Origin of the sequence: Herminiimonas sp. CN (assembly GCF_000622895.1) — a bacterium.
Classification (GTDB): Bacteria; Pseudomonadota; Gammaproteobacteria; order Burkholderiales; family Burkholderiaceae_D; genus AVCC01.
Window position 1 is genome coordinate 39622 of sequence record NZ_AVCC01000010.1, and the last position, 19668, is coordinate 59289.

Annotated in this window: 20 protein-coding genes; 6 read left to right on the top strand and 14 right to left on the bottom strand. The window is 59.4% G+C overall.

What is annotated here, in order from left to right; translation table 11 throughout:
• Window position 1: 1 nt before the first annotated feature.
• The 4 genes from HMCN_RS0104050 to flgL all read left to right on the top strand — a co-directional run bounded on the left by HMCN_RS0104050 (window position 2) and on the right by flgL (window position 5561).
• The gene (locus tag HMCN_RS0104050; RefSeq protein ID WP_081801402.1) at window positions 2–1165 is read left to right on the top strand and encodes a flagellar basal body P-ring protein FlgI; all 1164 of its coding nucleotides are present in this window, start codon (window positions 2–4) and stop codon (window positions 1163–1165) included.
• Between the two features lie 8 nt (window positions 1166–1173).
• On the top strand, window positions 1174–2136 hold the full coding sequence (flgJ, locus tag HMCN_RS0104055) for a flagellar assembly peptidoglycan hydrolase FlgJ (protein ID WP_025916176.1): 963 nt from the start codon (window positions 1174–1176) through the stop codon (window positions 2134–2136).
• Window positions 2137–2294: 158 nt separating this feature from the next.
• Window positions 2295–4298: a flagellar hook-associated protein FlgK gene (gene flgK / locus HMCN_RS0104060; protein WP_025916177.1), complete on the top strand. Its 2004-nt coding sequence runs from the start codon at window positions 2295–2297 to the stop codon at window positions 4296–4298.
• 30 nt (window positions 4299–4328) lie between these two features.
• Window positions 4329–5561, top strand: coding sequence for a flagellar hook-associated protein FlgL (gene flgL / locus HMCN_RS0104065; RefSeq protein ID WP_025916178.1), 1233 nt, complete (start codon window positions 4329–4331; stop codon window positions 5559–5561).
• A gap of 240 nt (window positions 5562–5801) precedes the next feature.
• On the opposite strand, the gene fliR is transcribed toward flgL, so the two are convergent.
• From fliR to HMCN_RS19115, 14 genes are all read right to left on the bottom strand, one after another.
• The gene (fliR, locus tag HMCN_RS0104070) at window positions 5802–6596 is read right to left on the bottom strand and encodes a flagellar biosynthetic protein FliR (protein WP_025916179.1); all 795 of its coding nucleotides are present in this window, start codon (window positions 6594–6596) and stop codon (window positions 5802–5804) included.
• On the bottom strand, window positions 6596–6865 hold the full coding sequence (gene fliQ / locus HMCN_RS0104075; protein WP_025916180.1) for a flagellar biosynthesis protein FliQ: 270 nt from the start codon (window positions 6863–6865) through the stop codon (window positions 6596–6598). The genes fliR and fliQ overlap by 1 nt, the downstream gene beginning before the upstream one ends.
• 143 nt (window positions 6866–7008) lie before the next feature.
• Window positions 7009–7740 (bottom strand): flagellar type III secretion system pore protein FliP, encoded by a 732-nt coding sequence (fliP, locus tag HMCN_RS0104080; RefSeq protein ID WP_035625730.1) that lies wholly within the window; start codon window positions 7738–7740, stop codon window positions 7009–7011.
• Between the two features lie 35 nt (window positions 7741–7775).
• Complete coding sequence (gene fliO / locus HMCN_RS0104085) at window positions 7776–8231, bottom strand: flagellar biosynthetic protein FliO (protein ID WP_025916182.1); 456 nt, start codon at window positions 8229–8231, stop codon at window positions 7776–7778.
• The gene (gene fliN, locus HMCN_RS0104090) at window positions 8228–8665 is read right to left on the bottom strand and encodes a flagellar motor switch protein FliN (RefSeq protein WP_025916183.1); all 438 of its coding nucleotides are present in this window, start codon (window positions 8663–8665) and stop codon (window positions 8228–8230) included. Before fliN ends, fliO begins: the two co-directional genes overlap by 4 nt.
• A complete protein-coding gene (gene fliM, locus HMCN_RS0104095; RefSeq protein WP_025916184.1) occupies window positions 8658–9662 on the bottom strand; it encodes a flagellar motor switch protein FliM in 1005 nt (334 codons plus the stop codon). Before fliM ends, fliN begins: the two co-directional genes overlap by 8 nt.
• A 34-nt stretch (window positions 9663–9696) precedes the next feature.
• Window positions 9697–10176 carry a flagellar basal body-associated protein FliL gene (gene fliL / locus HMCN_RS0104100; protein ID WP_025916185.1) on the bottom strand — a complete coding sequence of 160 codons (480 nt, stop codon included), beginning with the start codon at window positions 10174–10176 and terminating at the stop codon, window positions 9697–9699.
• A 286-nt stretch (window positions 10177–10462) separates the two neighbouring features.
• Window positions 10463–11998 (bottom strand): flagellar hook-length control protein FliK, encoded by a 1536-nt coding sequence (locus tag HMCN_RS18180; RefSeq protein WP_025916186.1) that lies wholly within the window; start codon window positions 11996–11998, stop codon window positions 10463–10465.
• Between the two features lie 124 nt (window positions 11999–12122).
• Window positions 12123–12578 carry a flagellar export protein FliJ gene (gene fliJ / locus HMCN_RS0104110; RefSeq protein ID WP_025916187.1) on the bottom strand — a complete coding sequence of 152 codons (456 nt, stop codon included), beginning with the start codon at window positions 12576–12578 and terminating at the stop codon, window positions 12123–12125.
• Window positions 12579–12606: 28 nt separating this feature from the next.
• The gene (gene fliI, locus HMCN_RS0104115) at window positions 12607–14040 is read right to left on the bottom strand and encodes a flagellar protein export ATPase FliI (protein ID WP_025916188.1); all 1434 of its coding nucleotides are present in this window, start codon (window positions 14038–14040) and stop codon (window positions 12607–12609) included.
• The gene (gene fliH, locus HMCN_RS0104120) at window positions 14033–14809 is read right to left on the bottom strand and encodes a flagellar assembly protein FliH (RefSeq protein WP_238551941.1); all 777 of its coding nucleotides are present in this window, start codon (window positions 14807–14809) and stop codon (window positions 14033–14035) included. The genes fliI and fliH overlap by 8 nt, the downstream gene beginning before the upstream one ends.
• Window positions 14802–15830, bottom strand: a complete 1029-nt coding sequence (fliG, locus tag HMCN_RS0104125; RefSeq protein WP_051566772.1) for a flagellar motor switch protein FliG — start codon at window positions 15828–15830, stop codon at window positions 14802–14804. The genes fliH and fliG overlap by 8 nt, the downstream gene beginning before the upstream one ends.
• Window positions 15823–17535, bottom strand: a complete 1713-nt coding sequence (fliF, locus tag HMCN_RS0104130; RefSeq protein WP_025916191.1) for a flagellar basal-body MS-ring/collar protein FliF — start codon at window positions 17533–17535, stop codon at window positions 15823–15825. The genes fliG and fliF overlap by 8 nt, the downstream gene beginning before the upstream one ends.
• A 155-nt stretch (window positions 17536–17690) precedes the next feature.
• The gene (locus HMCN_RS19115) at window positions 17691–17876 is read right to left on the bottom strand and encodes a hypothetical protein (RefSeq protein ID WP_155837382.1); all 186 of its coding nucleotides are present in this window, start codon (window positions 17874–17876) and stop codon (window positions 17691–17693) included.
• A 183-nt stretch (window positions 17877–18059) separates the two neighbouring features.
• Here HMCN_RS19115 and fliE point away from each other — a divergent pair, with 183 nt between their 5' ends.
• Both fliE and HMCN_RS0104145 read left to right on the top strand, forming a co-directional pair.
• Entirely contained in the window at window positions 18060–18377 is a 318-nt protein-coding gene (gene fliE, locus HMCN_RS0104140) for a flagellar hook-basal body complex protein FliE (protein ID WP_025916193.1), read from the top strand.
• 152 nt (window positions 18378–18529) lie between these two features.
• Window positions 18530–19668: tetratricopeptide repeat protein (locus tag HMCN_RS0104145; RefSeq protein WP_025916194.1), on the top strand; the 1139-nt coding region annotated here is incomplete at its 3' end.

Genomic DNA, 19668 nt, shown 5'->3' on the forward strand with positions numbered 1-19668 from the left:
GATGGGATTTATGCGCATTCAATTTCTGCATTGGCGCTGGAAAATTCGCCGTGGCCTGAAGTCCGGCTTGTTATTGGCGGCTTTGCTTTCTACCATTGCCGTGATTGCCGCCGCTCCGGCCTATGCAGAACGGCTAAAAGAGTTGGTCAGCGTGCAGGGCGTGCGCGACAACCCGTTGATCGGCTATGGTCTGATGGTCGGCCTCGATGGCAGCGGCGACCAGACCATGCAGACGCCGTTTACCACGCAAAGCCTGAACAACATGCTGTCGCAGCTCGGGATTTCGGTTGCACCCGGCACCAATATGCAGCTCAAGAACGTAGCGGCGGTAATGGTTACCGCGACCTTGCCGCCGTTTGCGCGGCCCGGTCAGAATATTGATGTCACGGTCTCCTCGATGGGCAATGCCAAAAGTCTGCGCGGCGGCACTTTGTTGATGACGCCGTTAAAGGGCGCCGACGGCATGGTGTATGCGATTGCGCAGGGCAATATGGTGGTCGGCGGCGCCGGTGCCTCGGCCAATGGCAGCAAGGTGCAGGTCAACCAGCTCAGTTCCGGGCGCATTCCTGCCGGCGCTATCGTCGAACGCGCGGTGGTGTCGCCGCTTGGCGATGGCGGCATTTTTACGCTGGAATTGAAGGTGTCCGATTTCGGGACCGCGCAAAAAGCGGTGGATGCGATCAATCGCAGTTTCGGCCCCGGTACCGCCACTGCGCTTGACGCGCGCATGATCCAGGTGATTGCGCCAGCCCAGCCGGAGGCGCATGTCGGCTTCCTGGCGCGGATCGAGAATATCGACGTAACCCCGACGCAGGCGCTGGCCAAGGTCGTCATCAACGCCCGCACCGGCTCGGTGGTGATGAATCAGGCGGTCAGGATTGAGAATTGCGCGGTGGCCCACGGCAACTTGACCGTGGTAATCAATACCCAACCCGTCATCAGCCAGCCCAACCCGCTCTCAGGAGGCCGTACCGTTGCGACCCAAGCCTCCCAGATTGAACTGAATCAGGCCGGCAGCGCGCTGCAGGTGGTGCGCGGCGGTGCTTCGCTGGCCGAAGTGGTCAAGGGATTGAACACGTTGGGTGCTAATCCGCAGGACCTGCTGTCGATTCTGCAAGCGATGAAAGCTGCCGGCGCATTGCGCGCCGAACTTGAGATTATTTAAGAGCGCCCATGAGCCTGACCGTTCCAAACAGTTCCGTTATTCCTGGCGATGCCGGCAGCCGCAGCGGCGCCCTAGACCAGCGCTTTGCTCTCGACGTGCAGGGCGTCGATGCCTTGCGGCGCACTACCCGCACTTCGCCGCAAGAAGGCCTGAAGCAAGTGTCGCGCCAGTTTGAGGCGTTGTTCATGCAAATGGTTCTGAAAAGCATGCGCGAGGCTACCCCATCCGATGGCATCTTCGATAGCCAGCAAGGCAATTTGTATACCTCGATGCTGGATCAGCAGCTAGCGCAAAATCTGTCCGGTCGCGGCCTCGGCTTGGCCGAGGCGATGCAAGCCCAGCTCAGCCGCGGCATCAGCTCCGGCCAGACGCAGGATGCGATGCCAGCGGCCAAACTGCTGACGCCGCCGCTGAATCAGAATCCATCAGGCCCGCAGCCAGTTCCTGCCAGTGGGCCGGATCTGTCGTTTTACGACGCAGCCTCCGAGCACCCTGCGCGCAACGCTAGCGCGACTGTGCAAGGGCATATCGACCAGTTCGTAGCCCGCATGGCGGCACCGGCGCAGGCCGCGAGCCAGGCCAGCGGTGTGCCGACCCAATTGATTCTGGCGCAGGCAGCGCTGGAATCGGGCTGGGGCCGGCGCGAGATTCGCGGCGACGACGGCAGCCAGAGTTATAACCTGTTCGGCATCAAGGCCGGCAAAGGTTGGAAAGGGCCGGTAGTGGAAGTGGCTACCACCGAATACGTCGACGGTGTCGCGCAACGCACCAGGGCCGCTTTTCGCGCTTATGGCTCCTATGCGGAAGCGTTTACCGATTATGCCCGTTTTCTGACGGGCAATCCGCGCTATGCGCAGGTACTAGCGACGAGCGACCCGGCCGAAGCGGCGCACGGATTGCAGCGTGCCGGTTACGCCACCGACCCGCAATACGGTGGCAAGCTGGTGCGCATCATGAAACAAATCGCGTAGACCGACTGCGCGCCATGCAACCGGCATCACGGCAAACACCGAAGAGATTCGACATCCGCGCTTCAACTTTTAACGCTGTTGCCGTTATATAGAAAATAGCTGCCCAAGGTGGCGTCGAGGCAACATTCGATTGGTTGTTTTATTACAGGACGAGACTTATGTCGAACAGCATGTTTTATACCGGCCTCAGTGGCTTGAATGTCGCGCAGGCCGCGCTGGTGACTACCGGCCACAACACGGCCAACGTGAATACTGCCGGCTACAACCGGCAGACGGTACAGGTTGCGTCGAATGGCGGCCTGTATGCGCCGGGTGTCGGCTTTTTCGGCACTGGTGCGAGGGCGACAGATGTCACCCGCAGTTACGACCAGTTCCTGACAACGCAGCTGAATCAGGCGCAAGCGACCAATCAATCGCTGACAACGCAGTACACCCAGATCAGTCAGATCGACAATTTGCTGGCTAGCCAGACCGCAGGCCTGGCGCCGCTGATGCAGACGCTGTTTGCCGGCGTGCAAGCGGTGGTGAATACTCCTGCCGATCCGGCTGCGCGCCAGCAACTGATCAGTTCGGGGCAGGCGATGACCAATCAATTCAGATCCATGAGTCAATATCTGACCGGTCTGAACGCCAACGTCAACGACCAGATAACCGGCAACATCGATCAGATCAATACTTTTTCCAGCCAGATCGCCAGTTTGAACAAGCAGATCGCGCTGCTCAGTAACGCGACCGGCGGCCAGGCGCCAAACGATCTGCTCGACCAGCGCGATCAATTGGTGAGCAATTTAAGCAAACTGGTCGGCACCAAGGTCGTGGTGCAGGATGGCGGTCAATACAACATTTTTATCGGCAACGGTCAGACCTTGGTGTTGGGCGACAAGGCAAGCACATTGAAGGCGGTCAGTTCCGCCGCCGATCCAAGCCAGACTGGGGTTGCCGTGGTGGGCGCCAGCGGCGTTCCGGTGGAATTGCAGGACAGCGTACTGGCCGGCGGCGCGCTGGGAGGCTTACTGCAATTTCGCAACGAGACCTTGAGCGATGCGCAAAATTCGCTGGGCCGGATCGCGATCGCCTTGTCCGACACTTTCAATGCGCAGCAGAATCTGGGCGTCGATCTGAATGGCGCACTCGGGCAGGATTTTTTTACCCAGGCCAGCCCGGGGATTATTTCGAACAGCAGGAACGCCGGTGGTTTGGTATTGACGCCGACGATTGCCGACAGCAGCCAATTGACCACCAGCGACTACAGACTGAGTGTGACGGCGGGTCCGAATTATTCGCTGACGCGACTGTCCGACAATGTGGCAATGGGCCCAAACGGCGTTCCTCCTTTCCCGGCCACTTTCAGCGATGCGGATTTTCCGATTACTTTCGATGGCGTGACACTGACAGCTGATAACACCATTCCCGCGCAACCCGGCGACTCGTTCCTGATTCAGCCGACCCGCACCGGCGCCCGCGATTTTGCCGTGGTGTTGACCGATCCGGCCAAGGTTGCGGCTGCTACGCCCATTGTCACCGGCAATACGGCCGGCAATCTGGGCAGCGGCGCGATCGGTGCAGGCACCGTGAGCGCTGCTTACCTCGGCACGCCGCTGGCGGCTACCGCGACGCTGACGTATAACAAAGCTGCCAATACCTTGTCCGGCTTTCCGGCTGGATCGGCCGTCACTGTGACGCTGGCAAATGGTACGGCTGATCCTGCCAGTCCCTATGCGGCAGGCGTCCCGGTTACCTATTCGGCGGGGGCCACGATGACCTTCGACGGCATCACGGTCAGCGTCAGCGGTGCGCCGTCCAATGGCGATAAATTCACTATCAGCCCGAACACCGGCGGCGTGTCCGATGGCAGCAATGCATTGCTGCTGGGCGCGCTGCAGAACCAGAAAACTATCGGTGGTGGAACTGCCACTTTCAATGATGCGTATGCGCAACTGGTCAGCGCTGTCGGCAACAAGGCCCAGCAAATCCAGATATCGAATGCCGCGCAGACTAGCCTGACAGTCCAGATACGGTCCGTTCAACAGTCGGTATCGGGCGTCAATCAGGATGAAGAAACTGCCAACCTGCTGATGTTCCAGCAAATGTATCAAGCCAATGCCAAGGTAATCCAGACCGCGTCGACCATGTTTGACGCAGTATTGGGCATCAGAGGCTAAGATTCACAACGTATCGCTCAGGAGATCAAGATGCGTATCAGTACCCAATCGTTTTACGAACAAAGCCAGACTGCGATTAACTCACAACAGAGCAACATGTTGCGCGTACAGCAGAAGATCGGTGCGATGACTAAGATCCTGGCGCCGTCGGATGATCCGCTCGGCTCCACCCGTGCACTTGCCGTTTCGCAATCGATTGCGCTCAATACGCAGTACTCAGCCAGCCGCAGCCAGGCGACCCAGACGCTGTCGCTGGAAGAGAACGCGCTGCAAAGCGTCACATCCATTTTGCAAAACATCAAGAGCCTGGTGGTGCAGGCTGGCAACGGCACGATGGCGGATGCCGACCGGGCCACCATTGCGACCACGCTGCAAAGCAATTTGGCGCAGCTGCAGGGCCTGGCCAATACCGATGACGGCAACGGGCAGTTTTTGTTTGCCGGCTTCAAGAGCGGCAGTGCGCCATTCGTCACCCAGGCGGGTGGCAGCATTCAGTATGCCGGCGACCAGGGACAGCGTTTGATGCAGGTCGACGTGTCGCGGCAGATGGCCGCCAGCGACGATGGCCGCAGCATTTTTCAGACGGTGCAGAATGGGGCGGGCTACGTTGCCGCATCCAACGCTGCCAACATTGTCAATGGCGGCACTGGCGTGTTCAGTGCGGTCGCGGTGGTAGATCCGACCGATGCCAATTATGGCAAGGATTTCGTCATCAGTTTTCCTGCCGCCACTCCTGGCATGTATCAGGTGGATACCGCGGATGTGCCGCCAGTCTCGATAGTCCCTGCCACTGCATATACTGCCGGTAATCCAATCCAGTTCGGCGGCTTGCAAATCAGCATCAGCGGTACGCCGGCAGCCGGCGATTCATTTTCTGTCGCGACCGCCAAAAATGCCGGCACCGATATGTTCGGCGCAATCAGCGATATCATTACCGCGCTAAAAAAACCGCTCGATACCGGCAGCGATCCCAACCGCGCGCAATTGCTCAATGCGCTTAGCACCGGCAACAAGAAAATCACCAATGCGCACGACAACGTGCTGACGGTGCGTTCGTCGATCGGTTCGCGCCTGCAGGAGCTCGATAGCCTCAATACCACGGGCGACAGCCGCACTCTGTACAACAAGAGCTATCTGTCGGACTTGCAGGACCTGGACTACAACAGTGCGATCTCCGAGTTTTATCAGCGCCAGACCGCATTGCAGGCGACCCAGCAAGTATTCGTGAAAACCCAGAAAATTTCCTTGCTTAATTATTTGTAAATGACACAATAAGCCGGAGATGAAAAAAGACACAGTGAATTTCACTGTGCTTTTTTTCTGTTTTGCGGCAACAGTAACGGCCAACCGAGCATAAAATATACTGGTTAATGTATTTTTTATGTTCGCTTAATATCATTGTGGTGATTCTGCTATTTTTCTACATACCCCGGTAATAAACGATTATTTTGGGTTTATGACAAGAGCATTTTCCTGGCGCGGAGCAGTAGCGCGATAGCCTGATTATGGACGTAGCGCCTGTATCACCTGCAGCATGCTAGTCATGACAGCAGCGAATTGCTGCTCCAGAAACGGCCCCAGATGCGGCAACTGCAGGCGCAGCATGGCAATGCCTACCAGTAGCGTCACCGGAAAACCGATGGAAAAAATGCTGAGTTGCGGCGAGGCGCGATTCAGAATGCCCATCGCCAGATTTATCGTCAGTAATGTAGTCACCAGCGGCAGGGCCAACATCAGTCCTGTCGAGAAAATTTGACTGGCTGACAATACCAGCAGCATCCAGCCATTGGCCGCCAGCGGGGCATTGGCGATCGGCAGCACCTGAAAGCTCTCGACCAGCATCGCAATTACCATCAGATGCATATCGAATGCCATAAAAATCAGCATTGCCAGCATGTTGAGCAGGCGCGCCAGCACCATGGTCTGGCCGCCGCTGGTAGGGTCGAAGAAGGAGGCGAACGACAGGCCCATCTGCAAGCCAATGTATTCGCCCGCGGCCTGGACTGCGGTGAATACCAGGCGCATCGAAAACCCCATTGCCACGCCGATCAGCACTTGCTGGGTGATTATCCAGATTCCTGGCAGCGAAACTACCGGCACCGCAGGCAGCGGACCGAGAGTGGGGCCGATGACAATTGCAAGCAGCGCCGCCAGTCCTACCTTGACGTGGCGTGGCACCCGCGATTCGCCAAAGATCGGAGCTGTGCTGATGAGGGCCAGCATGCGCACGAACGGCCACAGAAACATCACCAGCCAGACGCTGAGCTGGTCTGAGGTGACCGAAAAAACCGGAGGCATTAGCCGACCAGTTGCGGGATGCTGGAGAACAGTTGCCGCATGTAGTCGAGGATCGTATTCAGCATCCACGGGCCGGCGATCACCAGCGTGGCGAACACCGCCAGCAGCTTGGGAATGAACGACAGCGTCATTTCATTGATCTGGGTAGCGGCCTGAAACAGGCTGATGATCAAGCCCGTGATGAGCGCCACCAGCAGCAGCGGCGCAGCCAGCATCAGCGACACCTTCATTGCCTGGTAGCCCAATGCCATTACCGATTCGGGAGTCATGCTGTCATTCCATTTTCAAATCAAACGTGCGCTTTGGTGCCGGTTGTGCCTTGCTTGAGCAATGTCTGCGAATCCTGTCCGCCATCCTGCACGATGTAGGCACAGAATCGGAGCATCGGGGGTAGGGAAACATCCGTGCGCAGCTAGGTAAAAAAGCTCTGTGCCAGCGCACCGACCAGTAGCTGCCAGCCGTCCACCAGCACGAACAGCATCAGCTTGAACGGCAGTGAAATGGTTGCGGGCGGCACCATCATCATACCCATCGACATCAGTACGCTGGCCACCACCAGGTCAACGATCAGAAATGGGATGAATATCGTGAAACCGATCTGGAACGCAGTTTTCAGTTCGCTGATAATGAACGACGGCACCAGAATCCGCAGCGACACATCTTCCGGACCCTGCATTTGCGGCGTATTGGCCAGGCGTGCAAACAATGCCAGATCGGCCTCGCGGGTTTGTTTCAGCATGAATTGCTTGAGCGGCGCAACGCCGCGATCGAGCGCCTGTTCGGCACTGATCTTGTTGTTCGAAAATGGCTGATAGGCATCGCTGTACACCTTGTCGAATACCGGCGACATGATGAAAAAGGTCAGGAACAGCGCCAGGCCGACAAGGATCTGATTTGGCGGCGAGGACTGGGTGCCGATTGCCGAGCGCAACAGTCCCAATACGATCAGGATACGGGTAAAGCTGGTCATCGTCAGCAGCAGTGCCGGCAGGAACGATAACGAGGTCAGCAGCAACAGCGTCTGGACGCTGAGCGACCAGGTCTGGCTGCCACCCGCCCCCGGCGTGCTGATAATGCCGGGCAAGCCCTGCGCCGACGCCAGCAGCGGCAACGCTGTCAATAGCAGTGTAGTAAGGCGCAGCAGGTTGCTGCAGCCTGGAAAAGCAGGGCGCCGGCGCATCAGTCTGAACGTCGCAGTTTGGTGATGGACTCACGCAGTTTGAGCGAAAAGGCGCTGGCAGCGGCGATGCCGGGAACCGGCGCCGTGTCCGCCGGTAGTTCTTCGGCCGGCATTGTATGCAAAGAGCGAATCTGGCCCGGTGTAACACCGAGCACCAGCCATGAGGCGCCGATCTCCACCACCACGACACGCTCGCGCTGGCCGACCATGGTGCTGGCAACCACCTTGACCAGACGGCCGCTGGCATGTCGCTGCAGGCCCAAGCGGCGCACCGCCCAGGCGCACAGAAAAATGAGCGCCAGTACGGCGACCATGCCGAGGCCGGCCTGCAATAGTGCGGCTGCGCCCAGCGCCGGCATCGGAGCCGGCGCAGCAGGTGCAACGGTTGGCAGGATGGCGTTGGCCGGCAGCGCAACCACTGCCGGCAGCAGTCCGGGCAGGTAACGCACTTTCATCGATTCAGTTTGTGAATGCGTTCGGACGGCGTGATGATGTCAGTCAGGCGGATGCCGAATTTTTCGTTCACCACCACCACTTCGCCTTGCGCAATCAGATAGCCGTTGATCAGGACATCCATCGGCTCACCCGCCAGGCCGTCCAGTTCGACCACCGAGCCCTGGGATAGCTGCAGCAGGTTCTTGATGGTGATCCGGGTATGTCCCAATTCGGCGGTCAGCTGTACCGGCACATCCAGAATCAGGTCAATGTCAGCTTTGGCTATGCCCGCGTTATCATTGTTGAGTGGCTGAAAGACATTGGCTTTGGCAGCATTCTGGGTACTCTCAGCGTTGCTGGGAACGGGCTGGGTGGCAGCTGTCTGTGCGGCGAGCGCGCTAGCCCAATCGTCCTCAATATCGCTGGTTTGGTCCGGTGTGTTATCGTCACTCATTGTCGCTTCCCTTGCTTAAATCGCCGTCCTGGTGATTGATCATTTTTTGTACCCGCAACGCGTATCGGCCGTTGGAAGTGCCGTAACCGCATTCCATCACCGGTATGCCATCGATTTTGGCGATAATCGTTTCCGGCATCTCGATCGGCAGTACGTCGCCGACTTGCAGTTTTAGTAATTGGCCGATAGTCGATGGAATTGTCAAAAACTCGGCTTTGAGATCGACATCGGCACATTGCACCTGTTGCGACAATTGTTTGACCCAGCGCTTGTCGACTTCGATCTCGTCCTGCAGGGGATTCGACAGAAGGTCGCGAATCGGCTCGATCATCGAGTAGGGAATGCAGACGTGCAGCGCGCCACCGATCGGGCCGAATTCAATATGGAATGTGGTATTGACCACGATCTCGTTGAGCGCCACGATATTTGCCAGTTTGGCGTGCATCTCGGCGCGGACATATTCGAATTCGAGCGGATACAAAGGCTCCCAGGCACTGCCGTAGCTTTCCAGAGCCAGATTCAGCAGACGCTTGATGATACGTTGTTCGGTATGGGTAAAGTCGCGGCCTTCAACCCGCATGTGAAAGCGGCCATCGCCGCCGAACATATTGTCGACCACCAGAAATACCAGCTGTGGATCAAACACGAAGAGCGCGGTGCCGCGCAATGGCTTCATGTGGAGCAGATTGATATTGGCCGGTACCGGCAAGTGGCGGATGAAGTCGCCGTACTTTTGAATAGTGAGCGCACCGACCGAAATATCGGCGCTGCGACGCATGAAGTTGAGCAGTGTACCGCGCAGGTGCCGGGCAAAACGCTCGTTGACGATCTCCAGGGAATGCATGCGGTTACGCACGATACGTTCCTGGGTGCCGAGATTATAGGTTTGCAGACCTTCCGGGGCAGGCGGCGGTGGAGCGTCGTCGCTAACGTCGCCGGAGACGCCCTGCAGCAGCGCATCTACCTCGTCTTGAGACAGCTGCTGTTCATAAGCCATTGATGGATCTCATTCTGGAAGCTGGGGAACGGATTTACTGCAGCACGAAGGCGGTAAACACCACGTCAGTTATTTGCTGAGGTATCTGACTGGGGGAAAACGGCTTGTTCAATGTCTTCAGAATCTCGGTCGCCAACTGGTTTTTGTCGTCTTGAGTGCTCAGCGACTCCGGCTTGCGGTTTGATAGCAGCATCAGGACGCGGCTGCGCGCTTCCGGCAAATACTGGGTTACCTGCTCCTGAGATTTGGCGTTGCTAACCTTCAGCGTCACTCCGATATGCAGGAAACGAGGGCGCCCCTCCGACTGCAGGTTCACGGTAAATGGCTCCATCGCAATAAAAATCGGTACTTCGGCCACGGCTGCCGAGGCGCTGGCGGCCTGGTGCCCGGTTCTGCTATTGCCGAGGTAAAAGGCAAAAAGAGCTACTGCTATAACCGCTACCGTTGCTCCCAAGGCGACGCCGAGCATGCGGCTTTTGGGAGCATTGACTTTAGTGGAGGTAATTGTAGCCATGATTTTCCTGCATGAAATTCGAGCGTCTATTCTTGGTTAAAAAGACGCTGAACCATCTGTTGATAAAAAGGGATAAACCGGTCCAACTCCGGCATTTGCTGTGCCCGTGCCATGCCGTGCGGCCCTATGCCGGAGGTTGCGCATGTGCTTGTTCCGTCTGTACAGATGGAGGCAAATCCGCAATGCCGGCCAGGATTACACAAAATCAAAAATGGTGTGCGTGACGGCGCGCCGGTTCAGGCTGAGTCTACTGCATACTGCATCGCTCCCCTACGTTCATGCCCGGTCAGGCAAAAGTGTCGACCTGATTGCGGTTGCCAGTGCTGGGCGCCGCCGCCGCAGGCAAGCCGAGATCGGCTACCGGGTTCGCCGCACTGACACTGTCGGTACGGTATCTGGGTTGGCCGGACTGGTTGGCCTGATCCTGCGCAAATGCCCCTTGCTGCTGGGTATCCGCACTTACCGATGTATTGCCCAGGCTGATGCCGTTGTCAGCCAGGCTGGTCCGTAATTGCGGCAATGCAGCCTCGACTGCCGCCCGCACCGATGGATGTGCCGATACAAACAGTGCCTCGGCCTGATGGTTGTTAATGGTCAATGTGACTTTCAATGGTCCCAGACCGGCCGGGTTGAGTTGCAGTTCCGCTACCTGGTGGTTGGCATTGCCCATCCATACCATCTGCTTGCCAAGCGCATCACCCCAGTCGCTGCTGCCTATCGGTGGTGTCAGCGGCAGGCTGGCCGGTGCTGTCGCAGTCTGCTGGGCTGCAACGACGGGTGGCTGGTGCAGCTGGTTGGCCGCATTGGCGGGCATCGCGATACCGGAGTCGGACTGGTCGGCAGTTGCCGTGCTTCCTGTGGTAGCTGCAGCCGCAGTTGCGCTGGAAACTGCGCTGGAAACATTTGCCGCCACCGGAGCATCGGCAGGCCGTGACTCTGGCTTTACGCTGAATTTTCCATCCCGATCGCCTGTTGCCGTATCTCCCTGTTTCGATTGCTGGCCGCTTGAACGGGTATCCGGCATTATCGCTTGATCCGGAATTTTTCCGATCTCCGGCGTGACGGCGCTGCCGGCATCGGCTGTCGCGTTTTTGGTTGGTTGTGCGGCTTGGGCTGTTTCCTGCCGTCCGGTTGCTGCCAGCGTGATTTGCGGCGCACTCAAACGGGCGGGCGTTTCTGCCGTGGCGCCGGCGTCGCCAATGGTCGCGGCATTGCTCGCCAACACCGGCGAATCGCCATCCGGTTGCTCGGGTGCCGCCAGTGCAGATTGTCCCTTGGGCAGTGTGCCGGGCATGTCATGCCGGAACGTAGCCGAGGCAAGTTGCTCCGGGTCGCTCTGGTTAAGCGCCGGCAGCGCGCCTTGCGACAAAAGCTGCTTCGGATCGCTCTGGTTGAGCGCTGGCAGCGCGCCTTGCGCCGCAAGCTGCTTCGGGTCGCTCTGGCCGGGCGTCGGCAGCGCAGCTTGCGTTGCGCTCAAGTCGATATCGGTCCGCGCTGCGGCGGTAATCGTGCCGGCCGGGCCGGATGGCGTTGCGTTTGCCGGCACCGGAGCGAGTCGCGGCTCCTGTGCGATAAGGGCCAGAACCAGTGCGGCGGCCGGGTCCGGCGATTCGGTTTTTTGATCGTCGCTTTTTTTGCTCCGCGGTTGGTGCCGGTCAGCGGTTTTTTCAGGAGCCGTTTCGGTGCCTGCTTGCGAGCGTTCGAGTACTGCACCAAAACTGTCCGAATTATCCTGGTTTTGACTGTCGCTGCGTCCGGTCTGGCTGGCTGCCGGGGCTGCTGCAGCCTGCGGAGCAACGGGAGAGGAAAGGATTAAAGTCATGGCATTCCCGAATAATTGTTGATGTTTGGCAAAACGTATTCTACAGATAAAGGCAACAAAAAACCGCGGGGCGCGCCACGCACAGCACGACCGTCTGTGATTGCACAGGTGTGCATAGGGTGGCTTAGTCGCTTGAAGCAGTCGAGCGCAACTGGAACTGGCGCGCGGTATGCTCGTCGCTATCGCGTTGTTCGCGCCGGTTGAGCGTTACCAATTCCTGCTGGCGCACCCGGTCGGCCAGCGTATCGAACGAACTCAGGCGGCGCTTCTGGTTTTGCCAGTCGGTGCGGCCGTGTCCCAGTTTGACCTTGGCTTGTTCGCTCAATGCGCGTTGCTGCTCGATCGCGCCGTCCAGCGTGCTGATAAAGTTCTGGAAATTGCGCCACTGCGCGGACGGTACGCCCTGCAGCATCTGCGCCTGCAACTGTTCGTAATACTCTTGCCGGTACTGCAGCAGCATTTCCAGCTTTTCGGCTGCGCTGGTCAGCGCGCCTTGCAGTTGGCCCAGGCGCCGGGTCGCCTTGTCGGTCTTGTGTTGTGCCAGCTCGATCAGCATGGCTAACGGGAGCGTGTTTGACATGATGTTCTTTCAGAGCAGTGGACGGCGACTAACCGGCATTGAACAGTGCCTGTAATTGGGAAACGGAAGCCGCGTAATCGGTGCGCTCATGCATTTCCTGCTGCAGGAACGCTTCAATCGCGGGATACAGCGCAATCGCCTGGTCGAGCTGCAGATCGTGGCCGGCGGCGTAAGCGCCGACGCTGATCAGATCGCGGTTGCGCTGGTAGCGCGACAACATCTGCTTCAGGCGCCGCACCGCATCGAACTGCGACGGCTCGATCAATGCGGTCATGGCGCGGCTGATCGAGGCTTCGATGTCGATCGCCGGATAATGACCCGATTCGGCCAGGCTGCGCGACAGCACCACATGGCCGTCCAGAATCGCGCGCGCCGAATCGGCAATCGGGTCCTGCTGATCGTCGCCCTCGGTCAGCACCGTATAGAACGCGGTAATCGAACCGCCCTTGCCATTGGCGTCGCGCGCACCGTTGCCGGCACGTTCCACCAGCGCCGGCAGTTTTGCAAACACCGATGGCGGATAGCCCTTGGTGGCGGGCGGCTCGCCCACCGCCAGGGCGATTTCGCGCTGCGCCATTGCGTAGCGGGTCAGCGAATCCATGATCAGCAGCACATCCTTGCCCTGATCGCGGAAATACTCGGCCAGGCAGGTTGCGTAGGCAGCGCCCTGCAAGCGCAGCAGGGGCGAGGTGTCGGCCGGCGCGGCTACGACCACTGCGCGTGCCATGCCTTCCTCCCCCAGCGTGTTGTCGATGAAATCCTTGACCTCGCGGCCGCGCTCGCCGATCAGTCCGACCACGATCACTTCCGCGCTGGTATACCGCGCCATCATCCCGAGCAAAACGCTCTTGCCGACCCCTGAGCCGGCAAACAGCCCCATGCGCTGGCCGCGCCCGACCGTCAGCAGTGCATTGATCGCGCGCACGCCGACATCGAGCACGCTATCGATCGGCGCCCGCGTCAGCGGATTGACCGGCGCTGCGGCAAGCGGTACTTCGCGCGCGATGTCGAGCGGGCCGCGGCCGTCAAGCGGCCGCCCGGCGGCATCCACCACGCGCCCCAGCATGCCTGCGCCGACCGGCAAGCGTTTGGTGCCGGGTTCGGCCGCGCTGCCATTGGTGGTGGGGGTTTCAAGCGGATATACGCGCGCGCCCGGCAACAGGCCGGCGACTTCGCTTTGCGGCATCAGGAAGATGCGGTCGCCGGAAAAGCCGACCACCTCGGCCTCGGTGGTGCGCTGCCCGTAACCGGGCGGCAGTTCAATCAGGCAATCGCTGCCGACCGGCAAGCGCAACCCGACCGCCTCCAGCACTAGCCCCACCGCGCGCGTCAGCCGGCCGTAGCTGCGGATCGGCATGCAGTGCGCAACACTGGCGCTGGCATTGCGCAGCGCGGCGCGCAATGCCAGCAGGTGCGGATTGTCGGCGTCGGCGTCGGCGACAGGGCAGGGGGCGTCAGTCATGTGGCGGTTCCGGCGCTTCAGCAGGCGCCGCTGTGCTGCGCCCGAGGGCGGCAGCTACCCGTTCCAGGCGTGTTTCCAGCGTTGCGTCCAGCGCGCCGCTGGCGGCATGCACGCGGCAACCGCCGCGCGTAATCGAGAGATCGGTGCGGATGCGCCAGCCGGCTGCCTGTAAATCGTCGGCAAGATGTTGCCGCACCAGCGCGGCATCGTCGGCATGCAGCAACAGCCGTGGCGTGCCGTTCAGCGCCGGTTCCGCATGCAGCAGTTCGCGCACCAGTGCCAGAATCGGTTGCGGTTCGACTGGCAGCGCCTGGCGCACCACCTGGCGCGCAATATCGAGCGCCAGCGTCAGCACATCGTCGGCGACTTCGCGTTCGGCGGCGCGCAAGGCCGCCGGCAGCGCCAGCATCAGCGTCCGCAGCGCCTGCGCCTGCTCCTGGGCCATGGTCAGCCCGGCTGCATACCCTTCGCTATGTCCGGCGACAAAACCCTCGCGACGGCCTTCGGCCTCGCCGGCCTGCCGGGCTTCCAGCCGTAGTCGGGCCAGTTCGGCCTCGTCGATCAGCAGCACCGGCTCCAGCGGCTCGAGTACCGGCTCGGCGGCAGGGGGCGGCGGCGCGAATTCGGGCTCCGGCTCGTTGAAGGAAGCCATTTCCCAGCGCTGCCAGGCGGTCATCTGCTCTTTCGGCACGCTTCTGCGCGGTGCCATCTGGTAGGTGGCAGGCGAGGGAGCACCGGTTGGCGGCAGGCCGGGGGGCTTGCTAGACATATGCATCGTTGCCCTGGCCGCCGATCACGATCTCGCCGCCATCGGCCAGCCGACGCACGATCTGCAGAATATTCTTCTGCTCGGTCTCGACCTGCGAAACCCGTACCGGGCCGCGCATTTCGATATCTTCGCGCAGCATTTCTGCGGCGCGTTGCGACATGTTCTTGAGGAACTTGTCGCGCAATTCCTGCGGTGCGCCCTTGAGCGCGATGATCAGCGATTCCGATTCGACTTCCTTGAGCAGCAGCTGGATGCCGCGGTCTTCCAGATCGATCAGGTTTTCGAACAGGAACATTTCGTCGACGATCCGTTGCGCCAGAACCTCGTCGTGTTCGCGCACGTGCGAAATCACGTTTTCTTCCTGGGCACTGTTCATCAGGTTGAGAATCTCGGCTGCAGCCCGGGTGCCGCCCAGGCGGCTGCGCTTGACGCCCTGGCCCGACAGCATGCCGGTCAGCACCTCGGTCAGTTCGTCGAGGGCGGCCGGCTGCACGCCGCCGAAGGTCGCCACCCGCAGGATGACATCCTGGCGCAGCCGTTCGGTGAGCAGTTCGAGCACTTCGGCAGCCTTGAGACGATCCAGGTGGACCAGCAAAGTGGCAATGATCTGCGGATGCTCATCGCGGATCAGTTCGGCCACTTCATTGGATTCCAGCCGGTTCAACCGGTCCATGCCGCTGGTTGTCGCATCGCGCGACTCGAGAATCTCCTGGATCAGATCGGCTGCGCGGTCGGAGCCGAGCGCCTTGTTCAGCACCGAGCGGATGTAACTGTCGGAATCCAGGCTGATGGACGAGAACTGTTCGGTGTCGAAGCGGAACTCTTCCATTACCTCGGCAATCTGTTCGCGCGTTACCTGCGTCAGATGCGACATTGCCATGCCCAGCTGTTGCACCTCGCGCGTCGACAGATGCTGGAATACCGCAGCGGCGCCGTCTTCGCCCAGCGACATCAGCAGGATGGCGCTTTTTCGTATGCCTTCATTTTTGATGTCTGCATTCTTTGCGTCTGCATTACTCATGGGCGTTCATCCAGTGCTTGATTACCATGGCGACCAGTTGCGGGTCCTTCTCAGCGGTTTGTTGCGCATGCTGCATGTTTCCCTGGTGCAGGTCGGCTTGCCGCTGCTTCTCTTGCGCCAGTTGTTCAGGGTCCTCTGTCGGAGCTTCTTCGATGTTGCTGCCGACCGCAGGCTCGGACACTTCCGGTTGCAAATGCTTGCGCAACAGCGGCCGCGCCACTGCAAACCACAGGAACAGCGCCAACAGTGCCAGTAACAGGTATTTGCCACCGAACTTGGCCAGTTCGATATTTGCCGGCTGGCGCCACCACGGCAGTTCCGGCTCGCTGGCGGCAGAAGCAAACTGGCTGTTGACCACGTTCAGCGAATCGCCGCGTTCGGCGCTATAGCCCATCGCTTCCTTGACCAGGTTCTTGACCTGTTCCAGTTCAGCCGGCGGCAATGCCTGCGGCAGCGGCTTGCCATTCTTGCCGGGCACATCGCGATAATTGACCACCACCGCCACCGACAAGCGCTTCACGCCGCCGCCATCCTGCTGGATATGGCGGATCGAGCGGTCCAGTTCATAGTTGGTGGTGACATCCTTGCGCACGTTGCTGGGGCCGCCGCTGCGGGCGGCCATGCCGACCTCGGCAGCCGTCAGGTCGCGGGTCAGCTTGAGCTGCCCGTTCGCTCCCTGCTGCGCCTGGTTCGGTTGGGTAGTTCCGGGAGTCGTGATCGGCGCCACCGGATTGATCGGCGGCTGGTTCGACAGTGCGCCCGGCACGCCGCCCGGCGGGGCGGTGCCTTGCTGGTTGGATTCGCTCGACTGCTGGCTGCGAACCGCCGCGCTGCCCGGATCCTGATTCGGGCGGTATTTCTCGTCGGTGTGCTCGACCGTTGCAAAGTCGATCTCCGCAGTCACCTGGGCCTTCACATTGCCCGCGCCGACGATCGGCTGCAGAATCGCCTCGATGCGGCGGATAGTGTTCTGTTCGATTTCCTGCGTATATTTCAGCTGGCTGACATCCAGGCCGCGGCTGCCGGCGTTCGCAGCCGACAGCAGATTGCCGGCCTGATCGACCACCGTGACGCTCTTGGCGTTCAGTTCCGGCACGCTGCTGGAAACCAGATGCACCATCGCGCTGACCTGGCCCTCGTCAATCGAGCGCCCGCGCTGCAGCGTCAGGATCACCGACGCGCTCGGCTTCTGCTGGCCGCGCACGAACAGCGACGGCTTCGGCAGCGCCAGATGGACCCGCGCCGACTCGACGGCGGAAATCGATTCGATCGAGCGCGCCAGTTCGCCCTCCAGCGAGCGCTGGTAATTCAGCTGCTCGGCAAACTGGCTGGTGCCGAACTTCTGGTTATCCATCAACTCGAAACCGACCGAGCCGCCTTTCGGCAAGCCCTGCGCGGCCAGTCGCAGCCGCGCTTCGGGCACCTTGTCGGCCTCCACCAGCACCGCGCCGCCGCCTTCGGCGAACTTGTACGGGATATTCATCTGCTGCAGCGACGCAATGATCGCGCCGCCGTCGCGGTCCGACAGATTGCTGTACAGCACCTTATAGTCGGGCTTGCTGCTCCACAGCCAGAAAGCAATCACCGCCGCTATCGCGATAGCAGCTCCGATCATCATCGGCAGCCGGGGATTGGCGCGCAATTGCTCCAGAAACGCAAACTTGTTTGCGGCAGTTGGGTCGGCACCTGTTGCAGCGGCATTCATGCATGCACCCCGGGCGACGGCAGATGGCAATGGCTAACGGTGCTCACTGTGCGCTCGTGCTTTCATATGACATACAGCAGGTTTCCTAATGATTGGGGAAAAGTATCGGTTCAGGCAAGGCCCACCCAGCCAGCCTGTGCCGACCTTAGCGATTGTCAGTGCGCCGCAACATTTTCGATCAGTGGAATAACCGGGTTTTTTGCCGTCAATTGTTGATATTCGTCAACAGGATAGCTGTTAGGCTGTAAATTCCCGTAACTGCTTGTCGGCCGTGCGCGTCCTGCTTGGCTCGGATTTGCTGAAGCGCCGCCAAAAAATAAAGATTTGCAGGGGTATGCCATAAAACAATCCGATTGCCGCACGATTTTCTGCGGCAATTAAAAATACAATATGGTGTATGTATTGATGGATGTTGCGCGCCTGATAAACAACGAAACAACGCGCAGGCGCAAGGCAGCAAAAATAACCGCAACCCATAACAACCCCGAACTCCCGGCGAGTTCGCAAGGCAAGGAAATAACACCATGACAATAGCGGCGATTGAATCAGTACTGCAACAATTGCGCACCACCGCGCTGGCCGCAGGCGGCGCCAGTTCCGCTGCCGATGCGGTAGCCGGCGGTAGTTTCGCCGACGAAATGAAAAAATCGCTGGCGCGCGTCAGCAATGCGCAGCAAAACGCCTACGGCCAGGCCGAAGCGTTCGAGCTCGGCAAGCCCGGCGTCGCCCTGAACGACGTGATGGTCGATCTGCAAAAAGCCAACATCGGTTTTCAAATGAGCCTGCAGGTGCGCAACAAACTGGTTGCCGCTTACCAGGAAATCATGAATATACCGGCTTGATTTTTGCCGCGATTTTCATTCGAGGACGGGTCTGGAAAATTTGCTTGCCGGTTGTGAATGCCAGGGATATTGACGGCGTTGCGTCATTCGGTTTCCTGTGTTTCCCTTGGCTGCAATATTAAATTGTCGTTTTTGAACCCCCTTTTTCTGCTATGACCGTTTCCGCACCCCCGCAGCAACCCGCCGCCCCGATCGTCGAGCAAGCGCTGAACGACCTGCAGCAATCTCTGGCGCAAGCTTTGCAACTGGCAGTGAATCATCACCAGTCAGGCCGGTTTGAAGATGCAGAAAACCTGTACCGAAATATTCTGGAAGCCCAGCCGAATAATCCAGATGCTAACCACAATCTGGGCTTTTTGGCGGTGCAGGCCAAGCAGCCGAGTGCCGGGTTGCCTTATTTTGCAGCAGCACTTGAAGCGCAGCCGGAGCAGCAGCAATACTGGTTGAGCTATATCGATGCGCTGATTCAAGCCGATGAAACGGAAACCGCGCAGCAGGTGCTGGAGTTGGGGCGCCAGCACGGGTTGCAGGACGGCGAAGTAGAGGTACTGGCAAGACGGTTGGAAGTGCGTGCGAGGCAAAAAAAAATCCAGCAAGAGGTACTGCGCAGCGGAGCTAAAAAAATACCAGGCGCCAAAAAAATTAGTGCATTGATGGCCTTGTACAACAAGGGGCGCCTTGCCGAGGCGGAAGTGCTGGCCCGATCATTCACGACGTGTTTTCCCGGCTACGGACTTGGCTGGAAAATGCTGGCAGCCGTGCTCCAGCTTCAAGGTAGAGCTGATGAGGCGCTGTTCCCTGCGCAAATAGCGGTGGAGATATTGCCAACGGATGCCGAGGCGCACAATAACCTGGGCATCATGCTTGAAGCCCAAGGTCAATTTACTGAAGCGAAAGCAAGTTATCTCCAGGCACTGAAGATCCAACCGAATTTCGCGGAAACGCATAGTAATTTAGGCAACATTTTCAAGGATTTTGGGTGCATGTCCGAGGCGGAAGCGAGCTATCGCCAGGCATTGCAAATCCAGCCAAATTTGGTGGAGGTGCATAGCAACCTGGGTAACCTCCTGAAAGACCTGGGACGTCTGTCGGAAGCGGAAGCGAGCTATCGCCAGGCGTTGGAAATCCAGCCGGATTACGCAGATGGGCATAGCAACCTGGGCGTCATGTTCCAAGATCAAGGTCGATTCACCGAGGCGCAAGCGAGCTATCGCCAGGCACTGAAGATCAGGCCAGATTTCGTGGAGGCGTATAGCAATATGCTGTTTTGCATGAGCCACAACGAAGCATT

Coding starts and splice junctions, on each gene's coding strand:
- HMCN_RS0104050 (WP_081801402.1), top strand. CDS start 2: ATGGGATTTATGCGCATTCAATTTCTGCATTGGCGCTGGAAAATTCGC.
- flgJ (WP_025916176.1), top strand. CDS start 1,174: ATGAGCCTGACCGTTCCAAACAGTTCCGTTATTCCTGGCGATGCCGGC.
- flgK (WP_025916177.1), top strand. CDS start 2,295: ATGTCGAACAGCATGTTTTATACCGGCCTCAGTGGCTTGAATGTCGCG.
- flgL (WP_025916178.1), top strand. CDS start 4,329: ATGCGTATCAGTACCCAATCGTTTTACGAACAAAGCCAGACTGCGATT.
- fliR (WP_025916179.1), bottom strand. CDS start 6,596: ATGCCTCCGGTTTTTTCGGTCACCTCAGACCAGCTCAGCGTCTGGCTG.
- fliQ (WP_025916180.1), bottom strand. CDS start 6,865: ATGACTCCCGAATCGGTAATGGCATTGGGCTACCAGGCAATGAAGGTG.
- fliO (WP_025916182.1), bottom strand. CDS start 8,231: ATGAAAGTGCGTTACCTGCCCGGACTGCTGCCGGCAGTGGTTGCGCTG.
- fliN (WP_025916183.1), bottom strand. CDS start 8,665: ATGAGTGACGATAACACACCGGACCAAACCAGCGATATTGAGGACGAT.
- fliM (WP_025916184.1), bottom strand. CDS start 9,662: ATGGCTTATGAACAGCAGCTGTCTCAAGACGAGGTAGATGCGCTGCTG.
- fliL (WP_025916185.1), bottom strand. CDS start 10,176: ATGGCTACAATTACCTCCACTAAAGTCAATGCTCCCAAAAGCCGCATG.
- HMCN_RS18180 (WP_025916186.1), bottom strand. CDS start 11,998: ATGACTTTAATCCTTTCCTCTCCCGTTGCTCCGCAGGCTGCAGCAGCC.
- fliJ (WP_025916187.1), bottom strand. CDS start 12,578: ATGTCAAACACGCTCCCGTTAGCCATGCTGATCGAGCTGGCACAACAC.
- fliI (WP_025916188.1), bottom strand. CDS start 14,040: ATGACTGACGCCCCCTGCCCTGTCGCCGACGCCGACGCCGACAATCCG.
- fliH (WP_238551941.1), bottom strand. CDS start 14,809: ATGTCTAGCAAGCCCCCCGGCCTGCCGCCAACCGGTGCTCCCTCGCCT.
- fliG (WP_051566772.1), bottom strand. CDS start 15,830: ATGAGTAATGCAGACGCAAAGAATGCAGACATCAAAAATGAAGGCATA.
- fliF (WP_025916191.1), bottom strand. CDS start 17,535: ATGAATGCCGCTGCAACAGGTGCCGACCCAACTGCCGCAAACAAGTTT.
- HMCN_RS19115 (WP_155837382.1), bottom strand. CDS start 17,876: ATGGCATACCCCTGCAAATCTTTATTTTTTGGCGGCGCTTCAGCAAAT.
- fliE (WP_025916193.1), top strand. CDS start 18,060: ATGACAATAGCGGCGATTGAATCAGTACTGCAACAATTGCGCACCACC.